The sequence below is a fragment of the Mucilaginibacter sp. genome (assembly GCF_028288205.1).
In the GTDB taxonomy this organism is placed as follows: Bacteria; Bacteroidota; Bacteroidia; order Sphingobacteriales; family Sphingobacteriaceae; genus Mucilaginibacter.
This window is the reverse complement of the sequence record NZ_JAQBOD010000057.1, coordinates 90,193-114,699: the sequence shown is the minus strand read 5'-3', so window position 1 is coordinate 114,699 and position 24,507 is coordinate 90,193. Positions and strand designations below refer to the sequence as shown.

18 protein-coding genes and 1 pseudogene are annotated in these 24,507 nt (G+C 41.0%); 11 read left to right on the top strand and 8 right to left on the bottom strand.

Features of this window, described 5'->3' with window-relative positions; translation table 11 throughout:
• Positions 1-768: pseudogene (locus JWR23_RS14445) on the top strand (F0F1 ATP synthase subunit beta); the annotation flags it as partial.
• 77 nt (positions 769-845) lie between these two features.
• Entirely contained in the window at positions 846-1,094 is a 249-nt protein-coding gene (atpC, locus tag JWR23_RS14440; RefSeq protein WP_299516875.1) for an ATP synthase F1 subunit epsilon, read from the top strand.
• A gap of 169 nt (positions 1,095-1,263) precedes the next feature.
• Here the strand turns inward: atpC and JWR23_RS14435 are convergent, their stop codons facing one another.
• Entirely contained in the window at positions 1,264-1,836 is a 573-nt protein-coding gene (locus tag JWR23_RS14435) for a dihydrofolate reductase family protein (RefSeq protein WP_299516874.1), read from the bottom strand.
• Positions 1,837-2,651: 815 nt separating this feature from the next.
• Here JWR23_RS14435 and ilvD point away from each other — a divergent pair.
• The 9 genes from ilvD (at position 2,652) to leuB (ending at position 14,390) form a co-directional block, all read left to right on the top strand.
• Entirely contained in the window at positions 2,652-4,355 is a 1,704-nt protein-coding gene (gene ilvD, locus JWR23_RS14430) for a dihydroxy-acid dehydratase (protein WP_299516873.1), read from the top strand.
• Between the two features lie 105 nt (positions 4,356-4,460).
• Positions 4,461-6,200, top strand: a complete 1,740-nt coding sequence (gene ilvB, locus JWR23_RS14425; RefSeq protein WP_299516872.1) for a biosynthetic-type acetolactate synthase large subunit — start codon at positions 4,461-4,463, stop codon at positions 6,198-6,200.
• A 50-nt stretch (positions 6,201-6,250) separates the two neighbouring features.
• The gene (gene ilvN, locus JWR23_RS14420) at positions 6,251-6,901 is read left to right on the top strand and encodes an acetolactate synthase small subunit (RefSeq protein ID WP_299516871.1); all 651 of its coding nucleotides are present in this window, start codon (positions 6,251-6,253) and stop codon (positions 6,899-6,901) included.
• Positions 6,902-7,009: 108 nt separating this feature from the next.
• Positions 7,010-8,068, top strand: a complete 1,059-nt coding sequence (ilvC, locus tag JWR23_RS14415; protein WP_299516870.1) for a ketol-acid reductoisomerase — start codon at positions 7,010-7,012, stop codon at positions 8,066-8,068.
• 98 nt (positions 8,069-8,166) lie between these two features.
• The gene (locus JWR23_RS14410) at positions 8,167-9,330 is read left to right on the top strand and encodes a 2-isopropylmalate synthase (RefSeq protein WP_299516869.1); all 1,164 of its coding nucleotides are present in this window, start codon (positions 8,167-8,169) and stop codon (positions 9,328-9,330) included.
• Positions 9,331-9,372: 42 nt separating this feature from the next.
• The gene (leuC, locus tag JWR23_RS14405; RefSeq protein ID WP_299516868.1) at positions 9,373-10,779 is read left to right on the top strand and encodes a 3-isopropylmalate dehydratase large subunit; all 1,407 of its coding nucleotides are present in this window, start codon (positions 9,373-9,375) and stop codon (positions 10,777-10,779) included.
• A gap of 93 nt (positions 10,780-10,872) precedes the next feature.
• On the top strand, positions 10,873-11,469 hold the full coding sequence (gene leuD, locus JWR23_RS14400; protein ID WP_299516867.1) for a 3-isopropylmalate dehydratase small subunit: 597 nt from the start codon (positions 10,873-10,875) through the stop codon (positions 11,467-11,469).
• A 147-nt stretch (positions 11,470-11,616) separates the two neighbouring features.
• A complete protein-coding gene (locus JWR23_RS14395) occupies positions 11,617-13,134 on the top strand; it encodes an alpha-isopropylmalate synthase regulatory domain-containing protein (protein WP_299516866.1) in 1,518 nt (505 codons plus the stop codon).
• Between the two features lie 197 nt (positions 13,135-13,331).
• Positions 13,332-14,390: a 3-isopropylmalate dehydrogenase gene (gene leuB, locus JWR23_RS14390; RefSeq protein WP_299516865.1), complete on the top strand. Its 1,059-nt coding sequence runs from the start codon at positions 13,332-13,334 to the stop codon at positions 14,388-14,390.
• 145 nt (positions 14,391-14,535) lie between these two features.
• On the opposite strand, the gene JWR23_RS14385 is transcribed toward leuB, so the two are convergent.
• From JWR23_RS14385 to JWR23_RS14355, 7 genes are all read right to left on the bottom strand, one after another.
• Entirely contained in the window at positions 14,536-15,219 is a 684-nt protein-coding gene (locus JWR23_RS14385) for a hypothetical protein (protein ID WP_299516864.1), read from the bottom strand.
• A gap of 116 nt (positions 15,220-15,335) precedes the next feature.
• Complete coding sequence (locus tag JWR23_RS14380; protein WP_299516863.1) at positions 15,336-17,477, bottom strand: M1 family metallopeptidase; 2,142 nt, start codon at positions 17,475-17,477, stop codon at positions 15,336-15,338.
• 100 nt (positions 17,478-17,577) lie between these two features.
• Positions 17,578-17,922 carry a Spx/MgsR family RNA polymerase-binding regulatory protein gene (locus tag JWR23_RS14375; RefSeq protein WP_299516862.1) on the bottom strand — a complete coding sequence of 115 codons (345 nt, stop codon included), beginning with the start codon at positions 17,920-17,922 and terminating at the stop codon, positions 17,578-17,580.
• Positions 17,923-17,933: 11 nt separating this feature from the next.
• The gene (locus JWR23_RS14370; RefSeq protein ID WP_299516861.1) at positions 17,934-20,492 is read right to left on the bottom strand and encodes an outer membrane beta-barrel protein; all 2,559 of its coding nucleotides are present in this window, start codon (positions 20,490-20,492) and stop codon (positions 17,934-17,936) included.
• A gap of 155 nt (positions 20,493-20,647) precedes the next feature.
• Complete coding sequence (locus JWR23_RS14365) at positions 20,648-23,044, bottom strand: TonB-dependent receptor (protein WP_299516860.1); 2,397 nt, start codon at positions 23,042-23,044, stop codon at positions 20,648-20,650.
• A 91-nt stretch (positions 23,045-23,135) separates the two neighbouring features.
• Complete coding sequence (gene pth, locus JWR23_RS14360; protein ID WP_299516877.1) at positions 23,136-23,696, bottom strand: aminoacyl-tRNA hydrolase; 561 nt, start codon at positions 23,694-23,696, stop codon at positions 23,136-23,138.
• A 204-nt stretch (positions 23,697-23,900) separates the two neighbouring features.
• The gene (locus JWR23_RS14355) at positions 23,901-24,485 is read right to left on the bottom strand and encodes a 50S ribosomal protein L25/general stress protein Ctc (RefSeq protein ID WP_299516859.1); all 585 of its coding nucleotides are present in this window, start codon (positions 24,483-24,485) and stop codon (positions 23,901-23,903) included.
• Between the last annotated feature and the right edge of the window lie 22 nt (positions 24,486-24,507).

Genomic DNA, 24,507 nt, shown 5'->3' with positions numbered 1-24,507 from the left:
CGTGCACGTGTGGCGCTTTCGGGCTTAACTATTGCCGAGTATTTCCGCGATGGTGACAGCGAAGGCAAGGGTCGCGATATCCTTTTCTTTATTGATAACATCTTCCGCTTTACACAAGCAGGTTCAGAAGTATCAGCGTTATTGGGTCGTATGCCATCGGCAGTAGGTTACCAGCCAACGCTGGCTACCGAGATGGGTATGATGCAGGAACGTATCACTTCAACCAAACGGGGATCGATCACCTCTGTACAGGCGGTTTACGTACCTGCGGATGACTTGACCGACCCTGCGCCGGCAACAACATTTGCCCACTTAGATGCTACAACCGTACTTTCACGTAAAATTGCCGAGTTAGGTATATACCCAGCGGTTGATCCATTGGATTCGACATCACGTATCTTGAGCCCTGCTATTTTGGGCGACGAGCATTACAACACCGCTCAACGTGTTAAAGAAACCTTACAACGTTATAAAGAGCTACAGGATATCATCGCCATCTTAGGTATGGATGAGTTGTCTGAAGAAGATAAATTGGTTGTATCACGTGCCCGTCGTGTTCAGCGTTTCCTGTCTCAGCCGTTCCACGTTGCAGAGCAGTTTACAGGCTTAAAAGGTGTATTGGTTGACATTAAAGAAACCATCAAAGGATTTAACATGATCCTGGATGGCGAAGTTGACGAATACCCCGAAGCAGCATTTAACCTGGTTGGCAGCATTGAAGAAGCTATTGAAAAAGGTAAAAAATTATTAGAAGAAGCGAATGCTTAATTAGTCTGAAGTCTTGAGTCTAAAGTCATTAGTAATTTTGACTCAAGACTCAAGACTCAGGACTTAAGACTTAGAAAATGACATTAGAAATCCTTACTCCCGATAAAAAAGTGTTTGAAGGCGAGGCTACTTCGGTAACTCTGCCGGGCACTATGGGTTTTTTTGAGATATTGAACTACCACGCGCCTATCATCTCTACTTTGCAGGATGGTAAACTAACCGTACGTGCCGATGGTAAAGAAGAAGTTTTTTTAATAAAAGGCGGCGTTGTTGAAGCATCAAACAATGTAGTAGTTGTATTGGTAGAAGGCATAGAGCACCGCTAAATTTTACAATATTCTTTTTGAAGATGCCCGGGTAGTTTATCCGGGCATTTTTGTTTGTGGCCAAACCTAAATCCCCAAGCATCATTGCGTGTTTATGACCCATTCTCCTCCCGTGCGTCATCATGAGGAACAAAGCAATCTCTACGTAGGACATTCAAGCGGTTCGTTGTTATTGTCTGTCCACTGTGTAATTCAGTTCAGTTACCCCACAAGTAAATTGTCGGGTAGTCAATAGGTTTAGTTTTATTTTGTCTTTGATGTCTACAAACAATGGAATGCCTCGTCCAAGAATAATTGGATTAACAAATAGCCAGTAGCCGTCAATTAAGTTCAGTTGAATAAGTGAATGTGTTGCTGTCGGGCTACCAAAAAGCAAGATGTCTTTACCTGCCTGTTGTTTTATTTCATTTATTCTGTCCGAAAGGTTGTCGCTAATAATTTTTGTGTTAGTCAAACCCGCGTCTTTCATTGTTTTTGACAAAACAACTTTATGGACTTTGCTATACCACTTTGAATGTTCAATGTCATGCTTGGTCGCTGTCGGCTTGTCTCCTGCGGTAGGCCAGTAATTTTCCATCATCTGATAAGTTACTCGTCCATATAATGCAATATCGTCTTCGTTTATCCGCTTACCCACATAATCAAAAATTTCCTCATCAACTTTAATCCAATCCATTTCTCCGTTCGGTCCTGCTACAAAACCGTCAAGCGATATGTGCATAAATGAAATTATTTTTCTCATATTATTTTTGTTTAAGTGTTTATACTATTTGTCCGTTGGTTTGATTGTTGGTACTGTCGCCCTACAATTACTGCTAACTCAATTATTTATACCCTCTTTAAGAATACGGTCACCAAATTTAATATATAGTTGAGAAAAATCCATACACCAACCCCCGCTGTTCGATTTCTACCGCCTTTGAACGATTATGCTTGTAGTTTATAATTACACGGCATGCTTTAAACAATAGGCACAGCCTATCTGCATTGTAGTCCGCAGAGACATTCGGACAGCGGGGTTTCTCAAAGAAAACATCCCCTTGTCCTATGAGAGATCGCCACGCTACCGCTCGCGATGACGAGGCGGATATTACTTATGCTCCTTCACACTATGTGTAGTCAGAGACTACAACCTTCCTGAATTATTGAGGTTAATCGAATCACCAGTTAAATGACCGATGGGCTTACCGGGGGCAGGTAGGGTCAGGTAGGGTCACCCTGGTTCACCCTGGACCAGGTTATTTACTCCGCATTTCCATCAACTTTTTTACAACTCACCCCTATTTCAGGCAGAAAAAACGCCTATTACTATGCATGCATAAAATTAAGACCGAATACCGTTTTGAACTTTGGTATAGTGCACTAAAAATTATATTCTGTTTTATATACATATTTAAGAATTATATATATATATTTATATATATGTTCAATATATAGTATTTATTTAAAAAAATATGCTAAAGCTATTGCCAGTTTTTTTGTTGTTGCTTATCTTAACAGAAGCAGAATTTCAATACAGCCAAATCTAACCTACAGTAAATAATTAGTAATAAAAAAATGAGTTCATCTAACATCGCCGACGGGGTTGAATTAAATAAGTACAGTAAAACTTTTACGCAGGACCCTACCCAGCCTGCGGCTCAGGCCATGCTATACGGTATTGGCCTTACGGATGATGATATGAAAAAAGCGCAGGTAGGTGTGGCAAGTATGGGCTATGATGGCAATACCTGCAACATGCACTTAAATGACCTTGCTAAAATTGTTAAAAAAGGTATTTGGGATGAGGATCTGGTTGGATTGATATTCCATACCATTGGCGTGAGCGATGGCATGAGCAACGGTACCGAAGGTATGCGCTACTCGTTAGTGAGCCGTGATATCATTGCCGACTCGATAGAAGCTGTAACAGGCGCGCAATATTACGATGGATTAATTACCCTGCCGGGCTGCGATAAAAACATGCCGGGCTCTATTATGGCAATGGGCAGATTAAACCGCCCATCTATAATGGTATATGGCGGTACAATAAAACCCGGCCATTGGAAGGGTGAAGACTTAAATATAGTATCGGCTTTTGAAGCTTTGGGTAAAAGAATGGCAGGTCAGATAGAAGATGTCGACTTTATGGGCATAGTTAAAAACGCCTGCCCAAGCGCCGGTGCCTGTGGTGGTATATATACCGCAAACACCATGGCAGCAGCTATTGAGGCATTGGGCATGAGCTTGCCTTACTCCTCTTCTAATCCCGCGTTAAGCGACGAAAAGAAAGCCGAGTGTTTAGCGGCAGGCAAAGCCATTAAGATATTATTAGAGAAAGATATTAAACCAAGCGACATCATGACCCGCAAAGCATTCGAGAATGCTATGGTGGTAATTATGGTTCTGGGTGGAAGCACCAACGCGGTATTGCACATGATAGCCATGGCAAAAAGCATTGATATCAAGTTGACCCAGGATGATTTCCAATTGGTGAGTAACCGTATCCCCGTATTGGCTGATATGAAGCCAAGCGGTAAATACATGATGGAAGACCTGCATAATATTGGCGGTGTACCTGCGGTAATGAAATACCTGTTAAAACAAGGTCTACTGCATGGCGATTGCTTAACCGTAACCGGTAAAACTATTGCCGAGAACTTAGCAGAAGTACCTGAACTGGAATTTGATACTCAAAAAATAATATGGCCGGTTGAAGCGCCTGTTAAAGCTACCGGTCACCTGCAGATACTTTACGGCAATATTGCCGAAGGTGGCAGCGTAGCCAAGATCAGTGGAAAAGAGGGCACCCATTTTGAGGGCCCTGCCCGTGTGTTTGATGGCGAATTTGAACTGATACACGGCATACAAAGCGGACGAGTCAAAAAAGGTGATGTGGTGGTTATCCGCAACGTAGGCCCTAAAGGCGCACCGGGTATGCCCGAAATGCTTAAACCAACATCAGCCATTTTTGGGGCGGGTTTGGGCAGTTCGGTAGCATTAATTACAGATGGCAGATTTAGCGGTGGAACACATGGTTTTGTGGTAGGCCACATCACCCCTGAAGCTTTTGACGGGGGGGCGATTGCCTTAATTAAAGACGAGGATAAAATTATTATTGATGCTACTACTAACAAGATCAATGTAATTCTAACCGACGAAGAAATGGCAGCCAGAAGAGCAGCCTGGATTCAACCTAAGTTAAAAGTTACCAAAGGCCTATTGTACAGATACGCCAAAACTGTTACCACAGCCGCAGAAGGTTGCGTAACAGACGAATAGATAAGAGGTAAAAGGTTAAAGCTGAAAGGTAAAAGGCTTGACTAACTAAATTAAAAAAATCAGTGAAATCACCCAAAAAATCGGTGAAATCCAAAATAAAACAGTATGGAAGTTGCACAACAGGAAATACTAACACAAGCAGCCGCTAAAGAAACCACAAAGGTTTCGGGGTCGGTAGCATTATTAGAAGCATTAATTGCAGAAGGCGTTGATACCATATTTGGTTATCCGGGTGGCGCCATTATGCCTATTTATGATGCTTTGTATGATTATAATGAAAAATTGAACCATGTATTGGTTAGGCATGAGCAAGGCGGTACACATGCAGGGCAGGGTTATGCACGCACATCAGGTAAAGTGGGTGTGGTTTTTGCAACCAGCGGCCCCGGTGCTACTAACCTGGTAACAGGTTTAGCCGATGCACAAATAGACAGTACACCTTTAGTTTGTATAACCGGGCAAGTATTCGCGCACCTGTTGGGTACAGATGCTTTCCAGGAAACAGACGTTATCAACATTACTACTCCGGTTACCAAATGGAACTACCAGGTTACTGATGCTAATGAGATACCAGAGGTTATTGCCAAGGCTTTCTACATAGCCAAAAGCGGCAGGCCGGGACCGGTTTTAATTGATATCACCAAGAACGCGCAAATTCAGTTGTTTGATTATGAAGGCTATACACCCTGCAATCATATACGCAGTTATAGGCCAAAACCAATTGTGCGCCATCAATACATTGAGCAGGCGGCAGCTTTAATTAATCAGGCCAAAAAACCATTTATATTATTTGGTCAGGGTATATTATTAGGCAGTGCCGAGCAGGAGTTTAAAGCCTTTGTAGAAAAAAGCGGCATCCCTGCGGCATGGACCATATTGGGTGCAGGTGCTATCCCAACAGATCATCCGCTAAACGTAGGTATGTTAGGGATGCATGGCAATTACGGCCCTAATGTATTGACTAATGAGTGCGATGTATTGATTGCCATAGGTATGCGCTTTGATGACCGTGTTACCGGCCGTTTAGATAAATACGCTAAACAAGCCCAGGTTATTCACTTAGATATTGACCCGGCCGAGATAGATAAAAATGTTAAAACTACCGTTCCGGTATGGGGTGATTGTAAAGAAACATTGCCTTTACTAACCGCATTAGTTGAAGAAAAACAACATACCGAATGGGTTAAACTATTCAATGAATATACCCGCAAAGAAGTTGAAGCCGTGATCCATGACGAGTTGAACCCAACATCGGGCGAAATGACCATGGGTGAAGTAATAAAACAATTAAACGATCTTACCCACGGTGAGGCTGTTATAGTTACCGATGTTGGTCAGCACCAAATGGTGGCTTGCCGTTACGCGCAGTTTAACAAAACACGCAGCAACGTAACAAGCGGTGGTTTAGGCACTATGGGTTTTGCATTACCCGCTGCCATAGGCGCTAAATATGGGGCGCAAGACCGCACCGTGGTAGCTATTATTGGCGATGGCGGTTTCCAGATGACCTGCCAGGAATTAGGTACCATCATGCAAACCGGCGTTGATGTGAAGATCATTATTTTGAATAACCGTTTCTTAGGCATGGTGCGCCAATGGCAGGAACTGTTTAATGAGCGCCGTTATTCTTTTGTTGATATACAAAGCCCTGATTTTGTAGCATTAGCCGCTGCTTACCGTATACCTGGAAAGTGCATAGCCGAACGCGAAGAACTGCAAGGCGCGTTAAAAGAAATGCTGGATAACAAAGGTTCGTTCCTGTTAGAAGTGATGGTAACCAAAGAGAACAATGTGTTCCCTATGGTACCGCAAGGATGCAGTGTTAGTGAGATCAGGCTTAAATAGGCAGCCCCACCCAACCCTCCCCGGAAGGGAGGGTTTAAAAAGTTAAAAAAATGGAAAACACAATAAACGAAATTAAAAAAGTCTCCCCTACCGGGAGAGATTTAGAGGGGGCCGGCAAGCAGGAATATAACATCACTATCTACACAGAGAACCAGGTTGGTTTGCTGAACAGGATAGCGATCATATTTACGCGCCGTAAAATAAATATAGATAGCCTGAATACTTCTCCGTCAGAGATCGAGAGTATCCACCGCTTTAATGTGGTAATAACCGAATCTGAAGAAGTGGTACGCAAGCTTACCCGCCAAATTGAAAAACAGGTGGAAGTATTAAAAGTATACTACCACACCAACGAGGATGTGATATGGCAGGAACTGGCCCTTTACAAAGTATCAACCGACGTAATTGCCGAGAAGGTTAGTGTGGAACGTTTACTGCGCGAAAATGGCGCACGCGCGGTAGTTATCCGTAAGGATTATACGGTGTTTGAAACAACAGGACATCGCGAAGAGACAGACAACCTGATCAATATTCTGCAACCTTATGGGTTGATAGAGTTTGTGCGCAGTGCAAGAGTAGCCATCATTAAAGACAGCGAAGGCTTTAACTCTAAACTACGCGAGTTTGAAAGATTAGAGCCGGGTGAAGAGGTAATAGAGAACGAATACCTGAACAAAGGAGCTAAAGTATTTACGATGTAAGGCGAAAGCTAAAAGCAGAAAGCAAATAAAAAAATAAACATTAATCATAAACAATCGGTGTGATCATAAAACCATCGGTGAAATCAAAATCAATAAAAAAACAAAATCATGGCAAAATTAATTTTCGGCACTACTGAAGAAAATGTAGTAACCCGCGAGGAGTTCCCTTTATCAAAGGCACAAAACATTTTAAAAGATGAAGTGGTAGCTGTTATCGGTTATGGCGTACAGGGCCCCGGCCAAGCGCTTAATCAAAAAGACAATGGCATTAACGTTATTGTTGGTCAGCGTAAAAATTCAAAATCATGGGATAAAGCGGTAAGTGATGGCTTTGTACCCGGCGAAACGCTGTTTGAAATTGAAGAAGCCTTGGAAAAAGGAACTATAATTTGTTATTTATTAAGCGACGCGGCACAAATTGCTTTATGGCCAACCGTTAAAAAACATTTAACTCCGGGTAAAGCATTATATTTTTCACATGGTTTTGGTATAACTTTTAATGAGCAAACCGGTATCATCCCTCCTGCTGATGTTGACGTATTTTTAGTTGCTCCAAAAGGATCAGGTACTTCATTGCGCCGTATGTTCTTACAGGGTCGAGGCTTAAACTCAAGCTACGCTATATTCCAGGATGCTACGGGTCGCGCTTTCGAGCGTGTTATAGCTCTCGGTATCGCGGTAGGTAGCGGTTATTTGTTTGAAACAGATTTCCGTAAAGAAGTATACAGTGATTTAACCGGCGAGCGTGGTACGCTGATGGGTTGTATCCAGGGTATTTTTGCGGCTCAATATGAAGTATTACGCAGCAATGGACACTCTCCTTCTGAATCTTTCAACGAAACTGTTGAAGAATTAACTCAATCATTAATGCCTTTAGTTGCAGAGAATGGTATGGATTGGATGTATGCCAATTGCTCAACCACAGCACAACGTGGCGCGTTAGATTGGTGGAAGAAATTCCGTGATGCTACTAAACCGGTATTTGAAGACCTGTACAAAAGTGTTGCTACAGGTGTTGAATCACAAAAATCAATTGATTCAAACAGCAAAACTGATTACCGCGAAAAATTAGATGCGGAGTTAAAAGAACTACGCGACAGCGAATTATGGCAGGCAGGCAAAACTGTACGCAGTTTACGCCCCGAAAACCAGGCTGTAGAAGCATAAATTATTAGTCTTGAGTCTGAAGTCATGAGTAGTTAGTCAACTATTTAGACTTCAGACTAAAGACTTTAGACTAAAGACTAATATTAAAATAAAAAGATATGTTACACGATCCAAACCGCGTTTATGTTTTTGATACCACGCTTCGCGATGGCGAGCAGGTACCGGGCTGCCAGTTGACAACCCCTGAAAAAATTGAAATAGCCCACGAACTGGAAGCATTAGGCGTGGACATTATTGAAGCAGGTTTCCCCATATCAAGCCCCGGCGATTTTCAGAGTGTGGTAGAAATATCAAAGGCTGTGAAAAATCCAATTGTTTGCGCGCTAACCCGTGCCAACAAAGGCGATATTGATGCTGCTGTTGAATCATTACAGTATGCCAAACGTCCGCGGATCCATACAGGTATCGGCTCGTCTGATATGCATATCAAAAACAAATTTAACAGTACCCGCGAAGAGATCTTAGAGCGCGCTGTTGAAGCTGTAAAATATGCCAAAAAATCTGTCGAAGACATTGAGTTTTTTGCAGAGGATGCAGGCCGTGCAGACATTCACTACCTGGCTCAAATGATAGAAGGTGTTATTACAGCAGGCGCTACTGTTGTGAACATACCAGATACAAACGGTTACTGCCTGCCTGACCAATATGGCAGCATAATCAAGTTTTTGAAAGAAAACGTAAAAAATATTGATAAGGCCATTATATCTGTGCATTGCCATAACGATTTGGGTTTAGCTACGGCAAACTCTATCGCAGGCTTGCAAAACGGTGCCCGCCAAATTGAAGGCACTATTAATGGCATCGGTGAGCGTGCAGGCAATACTTCTATTGAGGAAGTCGTCATGATCCTGAAAACGCACCAGGTATTGGGCCTACACACCCATATCAACACAAAAAACTTTTTTGAGCTTAGCCGTATGGTTAGCTCGCAAATGCGCATGCCGGTACAGCCTAATAAGGCTATAGTTGGCAGCAACGCGTTTGCACACAGTTCTGGCATTCACCAGGACGGGTTCCTGAAAAATCGTGAAAATTACGAGATCATCAGGCCCGAAGATGTAGGTTTCCCTAACGCGAGTATTGTGCTTACCGCGCGCAGCGGAAGGCATGCGCTAAAATTTCATCTGGAACGGTTGGGTCACAACCTGAGTAAAGAAGAATTGGCCGCGACATATCATCGCTTCCTGGTATTGGCTGATAGTAAATTGGATATAAATGATGAAGATTTGTTAATATTAGTAGGCGACAAAAAATTTGCATAAGCCTATCTTTGTATAACGGATAGAAATAAAATAGAAATAAAAATGAGCAAGACATTATTTGATAAGGTGTGGGACACGCACGTAGTACGTAAGATTGAAGGTGGGCCGGATGTGCTTTTTATTGATCGCCACCTTATCCACGAAGTTACAAGCCCGGTAGCCTTTTTAGGATTAAAGACAAGGGGAATAAAAGTTTTATATCCCAACCGTACATTTGCTACTGCCGATCATAACACACCAACCATCAATCAGCATTTGCCGGTTGCCGATCCGTTATCTGCCAATCAGTTACACATGCTGGAAGAAAATTCTAACGAATATGGCATTAGCTATTGGGGATTGGGCCATCAAAAAAATGGTATCGTTCACGTTGTTGGGCCGGAATATGGTATTACCCAACCCGGTGCAACCATTGTTTGCGGCGACTCACACACCTCAACCCACGGCGCTTTTGGTGCTATAGCTTTTGGTATTGGTACCTCTGAAGTTGAAATGGTATTGGCTACCCAGTGCATTATGCAGCCAAAGCCTAAAAAAATGCGCATTAATGTTAATGGCAAATTAGGTAAGGGTGTTACGCCAAAAGATGTGGCTTTGTTCATTATTTCTCAATTAACTACATCCGGCGCTACAGGCTATTTTGTTGAATACGCAGGGGATGTTTTTGAGAACATGACCATGGAGGGCCGTATGACGGTTTGTAACCTTAGTATTGAAATGGGCGCCCGTGGCGGCATGATAGCTCCGGATGAAACTACCATTAACTATGTAAAAGGTCGCGAGTTTAGCCCTAAAGGCGAGGCTTGGGATAAAGCGTTAGCTTATTACAAAACTTTGAAAACAGATGCCGACGCGGTATTTGATAAAGAATTAACCTTTGATGGCGCTACCATCGAGCCAATGATAACTTACGGTACCAACCCGGGTATGGGTATGGGCATCTCGCATGACATTCCTGATGCTGCCGATGTTGAAGGCGGCGCGGCTACTTATGCAAAATCATTAGGTTACATGGGCTTTAGCGAAGGCCAAAGCATGATAGGCAAGCAGGTAGATTTTGTTTTCGTTGGCAGCTGCACTAATGGCCGTATAGAAGATTTCAGGGCGTTTACATCGTTGGTAAAAGGGAAACATAAGGCTGATAATGTTACCGCATGGTTAGTTCCCGGATCGCACATTGTTGAGGCACAAATTAAGGAAGAAGGTTTACTGGATATTTTAACTGATGCCGGATTTGAATTGCGCCAGCCGGGCTGTTCTGCCTGTTTAGCTATGAATGATGATAAAGTACCTGCCGGCAAATACGCGGTAAGTACCTCAAACAGAAACTTCGAAGGAAGGCAGGGCCCGGGTTCACGTACTATGTTAGCAAGCCCGCTGGTTGCAGCAGCTGCCGCAGTTACCGGTGTGGTTACCGACCCGAGAACATTAATTGAAGAATTGGTTTAAATTTCATAGTCCAAAGTCTTAAGTTCTTAGTCAAAAGTAAATCATAATTGACTAAGAACTTAAGACTCCAGACTAAAGACTCAATATACAAATATGGCTTACGATAAATTTAATATACTAACAAGCACTGCGGTACCATTGCCTATAGAGAATGTGGATACCGACCAACTGATACCTGCCCGCTTTTTAAAAGCGACAGAGCGTGTTGGATTTGGTGATAATCTTTTCCGCGACTGGAGATATAACCCGGATAATACACCGAAAAAAGACTTTGTATTGAACGATCCAACCTACAGCGGTAAAATATTGGTGGGCGGTAAAAACTTTGGCTCAGGCTCATCACGCGAACATGCTGCGTGGTCAGTTTATGATTATGGTTTCCGTTGCGTGGTGTCCAGCTTTTTTGCTGATATTTTTAGGGGCAACTGTTTAAACATTGGCGTATTGCCCGTACAGGTTAGTCCGGAGTTTTCTGAAAAGATGTTCGCCGCGATATTTGCTGACCCGAAAACAGAGATCGAAGTGAACCTGCCAAATCAAACCATTACGCTTTTAGCCACAGGCGAAAAAGAGACGTTTGAAATTAATTCATACAAAAAGAATAACATGCTTAACGGCTTTGATGATATTGATTATCTGCAAAGCATAAAAGGCGAAATTGAGGAGTTTGCAGAAAACCTGCCTTTATAATTAAGATATTCAAGTTCCCCTCTTGAGAGGGGGAGCGACGGACAGTGCGGAAGCAGGGGTGTGTTATATAAGCGATAGGACACACCCCTCCGCCCCTCTCAAGAGGGGAATCCACACCGCCCGCAGCTTTCTCATTAAACCAACCAAATGGAAAGACGGAAAATAGAGATAATGGATACTACACTTCGTGATGGAGAACAAACATCGGGAGTGTCTTTTTCCATTTCAGAAAAGCTTACCATAACCCAATTATTGCTTGAAGAGCTTAATGTGGACAGGGTGGAGATTGCGTCTGCACGTGTATCAGAAGGTGAGTTTCAAGCAGTTAAAACTATTTTAAACTGGGCAAAAGCAAACGGATATGCGGACCGCATAGAAGTATTATCTTTTGTAGATAACGGCGTTTCTATCAATTGGATGTTAAACGCTGGTGTTAAGGTACAGAACCTGTTAACCAAAGGCTCATTAAACCACCTAATCCATCAGCTTAAAAAAACACCCGAACAGCATTTTGAGGAAATAAAGCAGGCTATTAACCTGGCCTCAAAAAACAATATTGCTACTAATGTTTATTTAGAAGATTGGAGCAATGGCATGCGCAACTCGCCCGAATATGTTTATCAATTCTTAGATTTCCTTACTCAACAACCGGTAAAAAGAATACTCTTGCCTGATACGCTGGGCGTTTTAACGCCTGGGGAAACCTATAAGTTTTTATCAGAGCTGATAGCAAAATACCCAACTATCCATTTTGATTTTCACGCGCATAATGATTACGACCTGGGTACAGCCAATGTTTTAGAGGCTGTAAAAGCTGGTGTAAGTGGATTGCATCTAACCATAAACGGCATGGGCGAGCGGGCCGGAAATGCCGCGTTAGCCAGTGCTGTAGCTGTAATTCATGATTTTGCACCCGAGGTTGAAGTGGGTATTAAAGAGTCGTCTATTTATACGGTAAGTAAACTGGTTGAAACTTTTTCGGGGATTAGGATACCCTCTAACAAGCCAATTGTTGGCGATAATGTATTTACCCAAACAGCAGGTATACATGCCGATGGCGACAATAAAAACAACTTATATTTTAATGATCTCCTCCCCGAGCGATTTGGAAGGAAGCGGGAGTATGCCCTGGGCAAAACATCGGGCAAAGCCAATATCGAAAAAAACTTGCAGGAACTTGGCTTAAAACTAAACGATGCCGACTTAAAGAAAGTTACCCAGCGTGTTATTGAACTGGGCGATAAAAAGGAAACGGTTACCAAAGAAGATCTGCCTTATATCATATCTGACGTATTGGATAGCAGCCTGTATGATGAAAAGGTTATCGTTGAATCATACGTGTTAATGCACGCTATGGGTTTGCGCCCGTCGGCAACTATTTCTATGAGTATTGATGGCGAAAAGTTTGAAGAAAACGCGCAGGGCGATGGCCAGTTTGACGCGTTTATGAACGCGCTTGCTAAAGTTTATACCAAGAAACAACGAACCCTGCCAAAGCTGATAGATTATGCGGTACGCATTGCCCCCGGCAGTAGCTCAGACGCGTTGTGCGAAACTATCATCACCTGGGAAACGCCCGAAAAGAAATTCATAACCCGTGGTTTGGATTCAGATCAGACGGTTTGCGCGATAAAGGCTACGCAGAAAATGTTGAATATCATTTAAAAGCGTCATTGCGAGGAACGAAGCAATCTCTACATATGCTAATCAATGGGATAAAGTGCTTTTTTCGGAGGTAAAGAAAAAGTAAACCCTAATTGCCTATCAATGCAGAGATTGCTTCGTTCCTTGCAATGACGGTAAATACTAAAATCTTACTTTTATTTTTCAATTTTAAACATCCAAAAACAACAACATAAAAAATGAAACTTAATATCGCACTTTTAGCAGGAGACGGAATTGGACCAGAGGTTATAGACCAGGCCGTTAAAGTATCAAATGCTGTAGCAACGAAATTTAATCACGAAATTACATGGACAGCTGCCTTAACCGGCGCCGCCGCGATAGATGCTGTTGGTGAGCCTTACCCGGATTCGACCCACGAAGTTTGTATGGCTGCCGACGCGGTCCTTTTTGGCGCTATTGGTCACCCAAGGTTTGATAATGATCCAAAAGCTACTATTCGCCCCGAGCAGGGTCTTTTAAAAATGCGTAAAAAACTGGGGCTGTTTGCTAATGTTCGTCCCACATTTACTTTCCCATCGTTAATTGATAATTCGCCGTTGAAACGCGAGCGTATTGAAGGTACAAATCTTATAATCCTTCGTGAGTTAACCGGTGGTATTTATTTTGGCGAAAGAGGCCGTAAAGACGATGGCAATACCGCCTTTGATACTTGTACCTATACCCGTGCAGAAGTACAGCGCCTGGCAAAATTAGGTTTTGAAATGGCCATGACGCGTGGTAAAAGACTTTGCTGTGTAGATAAAGCTAACGTATTGGAAACCTCTCGCCTATGGAGAGAAACCGTACAGGATATGGAAAAAGATTTCCCCGAAGTTACCGTAAGCTATGAGTTTGTTGATGCCGTAGCTATGCGTTTGGTACAATGGCCAAACAGCTACGATGTATTAATTACAGAAAACCTTTTTGGTGATATTTTAACCGATGAGGCATCTGTAATAGCCGGCTCTATGGGCTTAATGCCATCTGCATCAATTGGTATCCATACATCATTATTTGAGCCTATACACGGCTCTTATCCGCAGGCAGCAGGGAAAAACATTGCAAACCCTTTGGCAACTATATTATCTGCCGCTATGATGTTTGAGGATGCCTTCGGATTAAAAGAAGAGGCAGAACTGATCAGATCGGTTGTAAATAAATCGCTGGCAGAAGGTATTGTAACCGAAGATCTGGCTGGTAAAAATAAAGCTTACAAAACAAGCGAAGTAGGCGATTGGCTGGCTAAGAATATATAATAGTTAATCTAAATTGCCATTTTCACACAAAGTGATAATTTTTTCTTGAGCGATAGCGAAAAAATCTATACATGTGCAATAGCATATGTATAGATTTCTCCCTACGGTCTAAATGAACTGTGTTTAAAAGCAAATATTATTCTTTTTAATTACCTGTTAAACTTTGTACCACACGCTTATCCGGCGGTAGCGCCATATATTTCTTATAAGAGTCGTTAATATAAGCTGCCAGTGATGGCCCGCTGTTATTTCTTAAAAAAGCATAACTGGGTCTGTATAACGACATGAAATTTTCCAGATCCTGGCCTTTTAGCGGTACAATACTTCCCACATAAGCAACGCTGTACACTTCATCTATATGGCGTTCTTGTGCTTCGGTAGCAAAATAACGTTTTAACCTTCGCGCGTCCTTGCCTTCTTTTGAAAACCAGGTACTTGGCGAAAGCACGTAAACCTTACTTTTTTCATATACCTGTGGATATTCCTCACGTGGATTAAAGTTTGATCGTTTAGCGCTAATTTCAACCTGGCGCAGGCTTATACTTAATGCTTTTAGTTCGATCTTTTTAGGCTTCATATCTATCACATACAAGGTATCAGACATATAGCCCGGCGAGTCAAAAATAATGAGGTTGCCCGTTGCAGCTTTTATTTCAAATTTACCGTCCTTATCAGCAAGGGTAAGTTGTTTGTTATTAGTATTATGGATAAAAACATTAGTTAACTTTTCATGGGTTCCTAATTCATATACGGTCCCTTTTAACAGCTCCTGTGCATTGGCAGAATAAGTAATAAACAATATTATAAAAATTACAAGGTAGCGTTTCATGGTGTATCAAATTATGTGATCAATATAACTCAATTATAATACCAATAGTTAATCCATTAGTATATTTAACAATAGCGTTACAAACAAAAAACCCGGCTGTGAGCCGGGTTTCTGTATTATTGCTTTTTCCAAACGTTATTAGCCGGGTTGTAATCCGGTAAAGTTGAATCAGGGTTATAAGTTACTGATTCAATAGCTTCGGTAGATGGGTACCTGAACGACCAGCTAACATTTCGCTCCCATATTTCGGCCGCAAAATTCACACGTTCTGTTTTACCACTAACGGTTTTAATTTCGAGCACAACAGGCATAGCCATTTTCTCCAGGTTATCAATAGTAATTATTGCTCCTTTAGCAGGATCATCGCCTATATATTTAACACCGCGTACGGCTACGTCTAAACGATAAGTATTTTCAAACCAACCTCTCCAAAACCATTGTAAGCTTTCGCCCGAAGCATTTTCTATCGTACGGAAAAAATCATCAGGTGTTGGATGTTTAAATGCCCAACGGTTAATGTAGGTTTTAAATGCAAAATCAAAACGTTCCGGCCCTAATATCTGCTCGCGCAACATTACTAAACCAGCGCTTGGCTTGCTGTATAACAGGGTGCCATTATTTGTCTCCTTTAAATTATCCGGATTGCTCAAAATTGGTTCAAGTGTAGGGCGGGTAAAATTGTTCCAGCTTGCCAAACGTCCGGTAGCGGTCAGTGCACGATAAAACTCGCCTTTTAATGAATTTTGAGTTGAAAGTGTATTAATAAAAGTATTAAATCCTTCATCCATCCAGCCATATAAACGCTCATTAGAACCTACGATCATCGGGAACCAGGTATGGCCAAACTCGTGGTCAATTACGCCCCAGCCGCCGTTTAAGCTGCAAAATACAATGCCGGGGTATTCCATGCCGCCTGCTTTACCGGCAACACCTGTAGCAGCAGGGTAAGGATACTCAAACCATTTTTGAGAATTATATTCTAACGAAGCTTTTATCATTTCGGTTCCACGGCTCCATTGCGGGGCCCTGAATCCTGTTGCTGTTGAACCTGGCAGCGTAGCGCTTTCTACCGGGTAAGCAGAAATAGCGATTGATTTTTTACCACTTGGCAGATTGATCTTAGCGGCATCAATAATAAATGCAGCAGATGCTCCCCATGAAGCATCACGGGCATTATGTATTTTGAAGTGCCAGGTTAACTCAGGTTTTCCGGTTGGACGTGAAGCAGGGTTCGTTACCTCTTCAGCCGAACGGATCATTACAGTTTTATCACTTTGAGCTGCTTGTGCCCATCTTTTTACCTGTTCGGGTGTATATACATCTTTAGTGTTCAATAACTCGCCAGAGCATACTACAATGTCTTTAGCGGGAGCGGTAATATTGATATCAAAATCACCATACTCTAAATAAAATTCACTTTCGCCGGTATATGGCAAAGTGTTCCAGCCCATCGCATCGTCATACACACACATACGCGGGTACCATTGTGCAACCTGGAATATTTTTCCATTTTTTGATTGATTTGTATTTATTATACCCATACGGTCCGATCCATAATCGGGCGATGTAAATGAATATTCTATCTTCAATTTTAACTGGCCACCACCTGCAGCTAACTGAGCAGGCAAAAACACCTGCATGCGGGTATCATTTACCAGGTATTTTGCATCAACAGCTGTAGTTGTTTTACTGCCTTTAGCTGTACTTAATACTTTTACAGATTTTATTTTATAACCGGCATCAAACACTTGCCCTTGTCCCCAGTTACGGCTTTGCTGTACACCGGCTGCATTTAATGGAACTTGTTTATTTCCTCTTGAATCTAATTTAAACAGGTTTTGATCTAACTGCATCCATATAAAACTCATTTTTTGAGGGCTGTTATTGGTATAGGTTAAAACCTCCGAACCTACAATTTCGTTGGTTTCGTCATGCAGTGTAGCAGCTAACTGGTAATCGGCACGGTTTTGCCAGTATTTTGGCCCTGGTTGCCCGTCGGATGCACGAACCTCATCACTATTTTTAGTATAAAAAAACGGTTTCCATAATTCATGATAATTGTAGTTTGTTGCCGGAGCATTAGGGTCTGCAACCTCTACAGCACGACCGCCACGAGCCGGACGAGCAGCACCAGCAACAGGTGTACCGGCAGGAGTTGTTTGTGGAGGAGTTGTTTGCGGAGGAGTAGTTTGTGCCTTAGCGATGGCAATACTAGCGCAAAAAGCCAGTACTAAACCGGCAGTGGAGTTCAATTTCATCAGTTAATTTAAGTTAATTTGGAGGTAAAAATATAAAAATAAGCGAACAGTATTCTATGTAAACAAATTATTACAAGCGCTTTAGCAAAAACACTCGCTATTATTTAAAATGCTTTTGATACACCGCCTCGTCAAACCCAAAAAACAGAAAGTCGCCATCCTCAATAACGGGCCTTTTTATCATGCTTGTTTTTTGCTGTAATAATTGCAAAGCATCATTTTGGGTTTTTATACTTTCTTTTACCTCGGGGTCAAGCTGCTTCCAGGTTAGGCCCTGTTTATTCATAAACTTCTCATACCCGGCTTTGCTGTCCCATTCCTCTAATTTATCTGCAGTTATGCCCAGCTTCTTAAAATCATGAAACTCATAGGCAACCTGGTTGGCTTTTAGCCAATCTAATGCTTTTTTAACTCTGTTACAATTGGTAATTCCGTAAACTTTCATACGTGTTATTTTTAATTTGGCGGCGTTTGTACAGGCGGCGCTACCGGTGGTGTTGCAGGTGGTGGCGTAGTTATACTTGGCGGCGGATTTGCTGCCGGGTTTTGTGGCGGATTATTTTGTGGCGGCGGCTGTACCAAAGGCTTGCTTATATCGTCGCTATTTATAGTTCGCTGGTTTCTTCTGATAGCATCTTTTAACTTACCAAAGCGATAATGCAGGCTTATAGCATATACACGTAAATAGCTCTGTGTATAATTAGACTGTACAAAATCTATCCCGTTGGTATTGCGTATGTTGGTGCGGTATTTAGAAAATGGGTTACTAACCGATGCAGACAAGGTTACCTTATTTTTTATAATTTCTTTACTGCCGCTATAAGCCGTATATAAATAAGCATTTGATTTACCCTGTAATGAAATAAACGGACTGTTAAAGTTAAAATTAGCATTAACGCGGTACCCCTTACCTAATTTATATCCGGTAGAAGCATTGAAAAAACCCTGCAGGCCCGAATTTTTTGTAAGTGCCCCGTTAACTGTTCCTTCTAACCATAGGTAGTTTAAATTTCCGTTTAAGTTAAAGTTCCAAAGGCGGGTAATAGGGTAATTAACGTTGAAGTTGCTCCCTAACGATTGGTTCTTACCTACGTTATCAAAAGTAGAACGGGTAATACCGGTAGCCTTATCATAGGTTGATATTTGTTGAACGGTATTACTTGCCACACTATAGCTCAAACCAATATTAATTGATCCTTTTTTGAAACGGCTATAGTTCATTTGATAATTATTGCTTACAACCGTTTTCAGGTTAGGATTACCGGCATATTCAAAATTGGGGTTTGAGCGGTCGACAAAAGGATTAAGATTTGTTATGCCCGGGCGCTGAATACGTTGGGTAAACCCAAAGTTTAAGCTGCTCATGTTACCAAATTTCCGGTTGATTGAAATAGATGGTATAAAATTAAAGTAGTTTTGATTTACCTGCTGTGAGCTTGTTATAAAATTAGCATTAACAATAGTTTCTTCTACACGTCCCCCTACTTTAAAGCCCCAATTTTCCAGGTTATATTGATAAGAGTTATAAACCCCTAATATGTACCGGTTATTATCATAGGCGTTGGTACGTGCCGGGTCAAGGTCATAGTGTGTGGGCATTGCATTTAACGGATCGTATCTTAAAGAGTCATACTCAAAATCACTGGTACCATTCCTGATAATACCTTTAAAACCAGCTTCAACATTTAAAACTTTTACCGTTTGGGCATAATCCAGCTGTATATTTTGCTCTTTAGATTGTTCCTTATTGTTTTGCTGATAATCAGGGTGCCCTAAAACAGGATAATATACCCGGTTTGAAATACCCAGATCATTAAACTGTGTGTTATTGGATACGGTGTATTTATAAGAAAAAGTAAGCAACTGATCTTTGCGGTTTTTAAACCCAAGCTGGTAATTGAACCCAACATCAAAACCATTATACTTACCTATGCCCGCGTTTGCTATATTATAACCCTGCATAATGGTATCTATTTTGGTTTTTACAGATGCCTGGTTACTTTGCGAAGTAGAGTTGCCGCCATTGATATTAAATTCGGCAGTTAATAAATTAAGGGTATCTATTTCATAGCTAAATTCTGTACCAATATAGCCACTTTTATTAGTTGAGTAGCGCGTACCTGATTGATTAAGGCTTGTTGTATCAGTAGCTATGCGGCTGCTTGAGTTAGTGGTTTGCGGTTGTTTATTATAGTTGGCCCCGTAAAAAGCAGATGCGCCAAATTTACCTTGCTTAAAGGTAAATGATCCGCCTGCACCCGGTCCGCCCACAGGGAACCTATGGCTTATATTTAAGCTGCCATTATAGCCGTTATCAATTTTTTTAGTGGTAATGATATTTATTATCCCTGCTAAACCTTCACTATCATATTTTGCAGGCGGGGTGGTAATAACTTCTATGCGTTGTATGCTTGATGCGGGCATGGCCCTGAAAATATCTTTAGGGCTGCGCGCTACCAGGCTGGAGGGTTTACCATTTATTAATATTTTATAATCGCCGCCGCCTTTTAATAATATATTATCATCAGCGTCTAATGACAATAATGGCACCTTGCGCAGCATATCCAACACATTAAGCACTTTGCTTTCAGGATCGGCTTGTATATCATAACTAATGCGGTCAACTTCCTGTTTTATTAATGGCTTATCGGCAGTTATGGTAACTTCGTTTAATCCATTTGCTGATGGCGACATTATTATTTTTCCAACGTCTATAATGGCATCTTTACCGGCAACAACATTAACAGTTTTTGTTTTGTATCCTAATGATGATAAGATAAGTTTATACGCTTTTGATGCTACTCCTTCAAATTCGAAAGTGCCATCATCCTTGGCTAATCCGCTTTTTACAGCCAGCTTAGTAGCCGGATTCATTAGTGATACGGTTACATATCCTAAGGGTGTATTAGTTGTAGAATCAATCAGTATACCCCTAACTGTTATTGTTTTACGGGTTTGGGCCGATGACATAAAATACAGGCAACAGCACAGTACTATAAGTACTATTTTTTTCATAGGTCTTTGGTAAATGTTTTATCGATAGCGTATTTAGATAGATTTATATGCTACGATTTTACCAAAAATCAGCCCAATTATTGGGCTCGTAACAAGAGTATTACTTATTTATTATTTGATACTATAAGCAGAAAATACTGTTGAAATTGCAAAAATTAGTTCCTACTGCCGCTGCTGGTATCATCATTATTAATGCCACGCTGGTTTTTCTTGATAGAGCCATTTAGCTTACCAAACTTATACATGAAATTAAGACCAAAGGTGCGGTAAAAATTCATGTTATAATTATAGCTCTGAAAATCGGGGGTTTTAGTAAAGAAATCAATCTTATTAAACTTGCTTAACGGGTTGGCTACAAACAAGGAAAGTGTGGCTTTTTTGTTAAATAATTCTTTCGATGCGCTATAAGCATTATTGAAATAATAATTATCCCTACCCTGCAGCAATACATAACGGCTGTCAAATCCAATATTTACTCCTACACGTACACCGTTATCAAATTTATAATCGGTATAGGTAAAAATGTGGCCCTGTTGGCCGCTGTTAGTAAAAAAAGTTCCGTTATAGGTACCCTTTAGCCATACCTGCAACAATTCTGAATTGATATTCACATTCATTTTTTTGGTTACCGGGTACTGTATGTTAACATCAATACCTAAACCCTGGTTCTTACCAACATTGGCAAATGTTGTAGTAGTTATGCCATTGCTTACGCTTGATACATTTTGAATAGTATTATTGGCAAACGTATAGTTTGTGCTGATATTGATAGAACCCTTGGCAAAATTACTGTAGCCTAATTCAAAATTATTATTAACAGCCGGGCGCAAATTAGGGTTACCTATATTAATAAATTTGGTGTTCTGCTTATCCTGGAATGGGTTTAACTGATAAATACCCGGGCGCTGAATACGCTCGGTAAAACCAAAAGTAAGGCTGCTGGTTGTGTTTAACTTGCGTTGTGCCGAGAAAGAAGGCACCAGGTTATTATAGCTTTGGTTAGCAGTGCTACTGTTGGCTTCAATGTTTGTACGCTCAAAACGTAAACCGCCTTTAAAGGTATACTTAGTAAATTTTAACTGGTAAGAGTTGTACAAGCTATATACATTTTGATGATAGGTAAAATCATTATTTTGGTTAACAGCTGTTATATATTGATTACTTGTAGCCAATGTATCATTATGCGAGTTGCTATAGTTGTTTCTCAATATCATTTTACCTCCCGCCTCTATAGTCAACACTTTAAAAGGCTGAACGTAATCCAGCTGGGTAGTGTATTCTTTTGAGCCCGAGTTATCATATTGTCGGTAATTAGGTATGCTATAATTTAAACGGTTATCAGCCAAAACATCATTAAATTGCTTGTTGCCGGAGTTACTGTATTTATATGATATAGTTAAAAGCCGATCCTTGTTATGTTTAAATCCAAGCTGGTAATTTATACCCATGTCTGTTCCTGTATAATTTCCCGTACCACTATTCAATAAATGGTAAGACTGATTTACCATATTGGCTGCATTAAATTGTGTGGTAACCTGGTCATTCCCATTTGTATTAGTGCCATTGTAATGATTAAACATGCCGCTAATTAAGTTCAGTGAATCAATTTCATAGCTTAACTCATTACTGGTATAGGTATTTGTGCCGCTACGAAACTGCAGGCCGTTTTGCACCAGTGACGATACCGGGCTATAAAAATCACTTTGGTTACCAAACCGAGAACTGTTTTTTGGGCGTTTGCCGGTACCTACATACCCGGTATAGCCTAATTTTCCCTGCTTTACGGTAAGATTAACATTTAACCTTGAACCCCATACCGTATTATAATTTACACCTATGGAGCCGTTATAGCCCTGGTCGGCTTTTTTTGTGGTGATAATATTGATTATCCCTGCAAGGCCCTCCGCATCATATTTAGCGGGCGGGGTGGTAATAACTTCTATTTTTATAATATTAGTTCCAGGCATTGATTTTAATATGTCTGATGGGTTTTTAGCCATCATTGCCGACTCCCTGCCGTTTATTAATATTTTATAATTGCCGCTTCCGCGCAGCTTAATATTATCCGTAGCATCAACTGATAGTAAGGGTACCTTACGTATCATATCCAATGCCGTAACAACTTTACTTTCCGGGTCGGCTTGCACGTCGTAGGTTAATTTATCTACTTCTTGCTTCATTAACGGTTTCATACCGGTTATGGTAACATCGTTTAGCTGTTTGCTTGAAGCAGACATTACAATTTTGCCAACATCTATGGTAGAAATGGTATCAGTAACAGGTATAGTTTTGGCCTTATAGCCCATATTTGCTAACGCTAATTGATATTTGCCGGCTGGCACAGTTATTTCAAAAACACCATCGTCTTTAGTTAATGCGCTTTTAACAGCTACTTGTGTTTTTGTGTTTTGTAAGCCTATAGTAGCGTAGCCAATTGGTTGTTTAGAAACGGAGTCGATAACCAAGCCTTTTACTGTTAAACTTTTCTGATTTTGTCCAAAAGCTAATACTGAGAAGCAAATTGAGAAGATGATAAGTAAGAGTTTTTTCATAAGCGTATAGGCAATAAGACGTGAAAATATTTATACCGTTACACTTATAAAAACTTTTAACATTATTTAACTAAATAATTAGTTTTATAAATTACTTATTAAACTTCGTCATAGTCAACTCCGTACCAATTGCCGCAAAGCTCTTTATCATTTCAATCGAGCGATCTATCAACGCGGGCAGCTCAGGCTTTTCGTCATCATCAAAACCGCTTAGCACATAGTCAACCTGGTGCCCTTTGGGATAGTTATCACTTACGCCAAAACGCAGGCGGGCGTAATCATTGTTGCCAAGGGTAGCTTCAATATGTTTTAAACCGTTGTGCCCGGCGGCGCTGCCTTTTGGTTTTAAACGAATAGTGCCCAAAGGCAAAGCAATATCATCTACAACTACCAGCACATTTCCAATAGGTATCTTTAGCTCCTTCATCCAGTGGTTCAATGCTTTACCACTTAAATTCATATAGGTTGTAGGCTTTATTAAATGTAGCGTTCGGCCTTTGTGAGATACTTCGGTATAATAAGCCAGGCGCATGTTATTAAATTTTGCTCCCTCCTGTTTAGCCAATTCATCCAACACCATAAACCCTATGTTATGTCGTGTATCGGCATACTCCGGACCAATGTTACCTAAACCAACAATCAGATATTTCATACCACTTTGCACCGGCGGCCTTTTTGCCGGAGTTGCTTTTTTTAAATACTTACTAAAATAGGGTCTTATGCCCATATATATTCCGGCGCCCTAAATGGGGAGCTTGTTTAGTTGCGAATATATTACTTTAAAACAAAAAGAGCGACAGGTATAAAACCTGTCGCTCTTAATTTTCCATGTTCCCCCTTCAGGGGGTTAGGGGGCTTATTTTTTACCCGATGCTGCTTCTTGTTCAGCCTGGCGTAATGCACGTGAAGTAGTTACCGATACAATGGTATCTTCTTTAGCATTAGTGATAGTATAGTTACCAACTGTTAAATCAGAAACCTTTACAGATTTACCAACTTCTAAAGTTTCGATGCTAACATCAATAAAGTCTAAATGATCTTTAGGTAATGCTTTGATGCGTAGTTTACGTAATTTTTGCACCAATTTACCACCTACTTTAACACCCGGAGAAGTACCTGTTAAACGCACAGGGATCTCGATAGTGATAGGTTTCTTTTGATCCAGCAATAAAAAATCTACGTGTATGATCTGCTCAGTTAATGGATGAAACTGAAGATCTTTAATAATGGCCTGTGATTTAACACCAGCAATGTCAAGGTCGATGAAATGAACCACCGGAGTATAAACTACGGGTCTCAAATCAGCTGCGGACACTGAAAAGTGGGTTTGGGTTGGCCCACCGTAAAGCACTGCAGGTACCAAACTTTGGTAACGCAGCTCTTTAGCGTCTCTTTTCCCTACGTTCTCTCTTGGAGAACCGCTAATAGCAATTGATTTCATTGTTTTTATTTATTTGTTTATT

Coding starts and splice junctions, on each gene's coding strand:
- atpC (WP_299516875.1), top strand. CDS start 846: ATGACATTAGAAATCCTTACTCCCGATAAAAAAGTGTTTGAAGGCGAG.
- JWR23_RS14435 (WP_299516874.1), bottom strand. CDS start 1,836: ATGAGAAAAATAATTTCATTTATGCACATATCGCTTGACGGTTTTGTA.
- ilvD (WP_299516873.1), top strand. CDS start 2,652: ATGAGTTCATCTAACATCGCCGACGGGGTTGAATTAAATAAGTACAGT.
- ilvB (WP_299516872.1), top strand. CDS start 4,461: ATGGAAGTTGCACAACAGGAAATACTAACACAAGCAGCCGCTAAAGAA.
- ilvN (WP_299516871.1), top strand. CDS start 6,251: ATGGAAAACACAATAAACGAAATTAAAAAAGTCTCCCCTACCGGGAGA.
- ilvC (WP_299516870.1), top strand. CDS start 7,010: ATGGCAAAATTAATTTTCGGCACTACTGAAGAAAATGTAGTAACCCGC.
- JWR23_RS14410 (WP_299516869.1), top strand. CDS start 8,167: ATGTTACACGATCCAAACCGCGTTTATGTTTTTGATACCACGCTTCGC.
- leuC (WP_299516868.1), top strand. CDS start 9,373: ATGAGCAAGACATTATTTGATAAGGTGTGGGACACGCACGTAGTACGT.
- leuD (WP_299516867.1), top strand. CDS start 10,873: ATGGCTTACGATAAATTTAATATACTAACAAGCACTGCGGTACCATTG.
- JWR23_RS14395 (WP_299516866.1), top strand. CDS start 11,617: ATGGAAAGACGGAAAATAGAGATAATGGATACTACACTTCGTGATGGA.
- leuB (WP_299516865.1), top strand. CDS start 13,332: ATGAAACTTAATATCGCACTTTTAGCAGGAGACGGAATTGGACCAGAG.
- JWR23_RS14385 (WP_299516864.1), bottom strand. CDS start 15,219: ATGAAACGCTACCTTGTAATTTTTATAATATTGTTTATTACTTATTCT.
- JWR23_RS14380 (WP_299516863.1), bottom strand. CDS start 17,477: ATGAAATTGAACTCCACTGCCGGTTTAGTACTGGCTTTTTGCGCTAGT.
- JWR23_RS14375 (WP_299516862.1), bottom strand. CDS start 17,922: ATGAAAGTTTACGGAATTACCAATTGTAACAGAGTTAAAAAAGCATTA.
- JWR23_RS14370 (WP_299516861.1), bottom strand. CDS start 20,492: ATGAAAAAAATAGTACTTATAGTACTGTGCTGTTGCCTGTATTTTATG.
- JWR23_RS14365 (WP_299516860.1), bottom strand. CDS start 23,044: ATGAAAAAACTCTTACTTATCATCTTCTCAATTTGCTTCTCAGTATTA.
- pth (WP_299516877.1), bottom strand. CDS start 23,696: ATGAAATATCTGATTGTTGGTTTAGGTAACATTGGTCCGGAGTATGCC.
- JWR23_RS14355 (WP_299516859.1), bottom strand. CDS start 24,485: ATGAAATCAATTGCTATTAGCGGTTCTCCAAGAGAGAACGTAGGGAAA.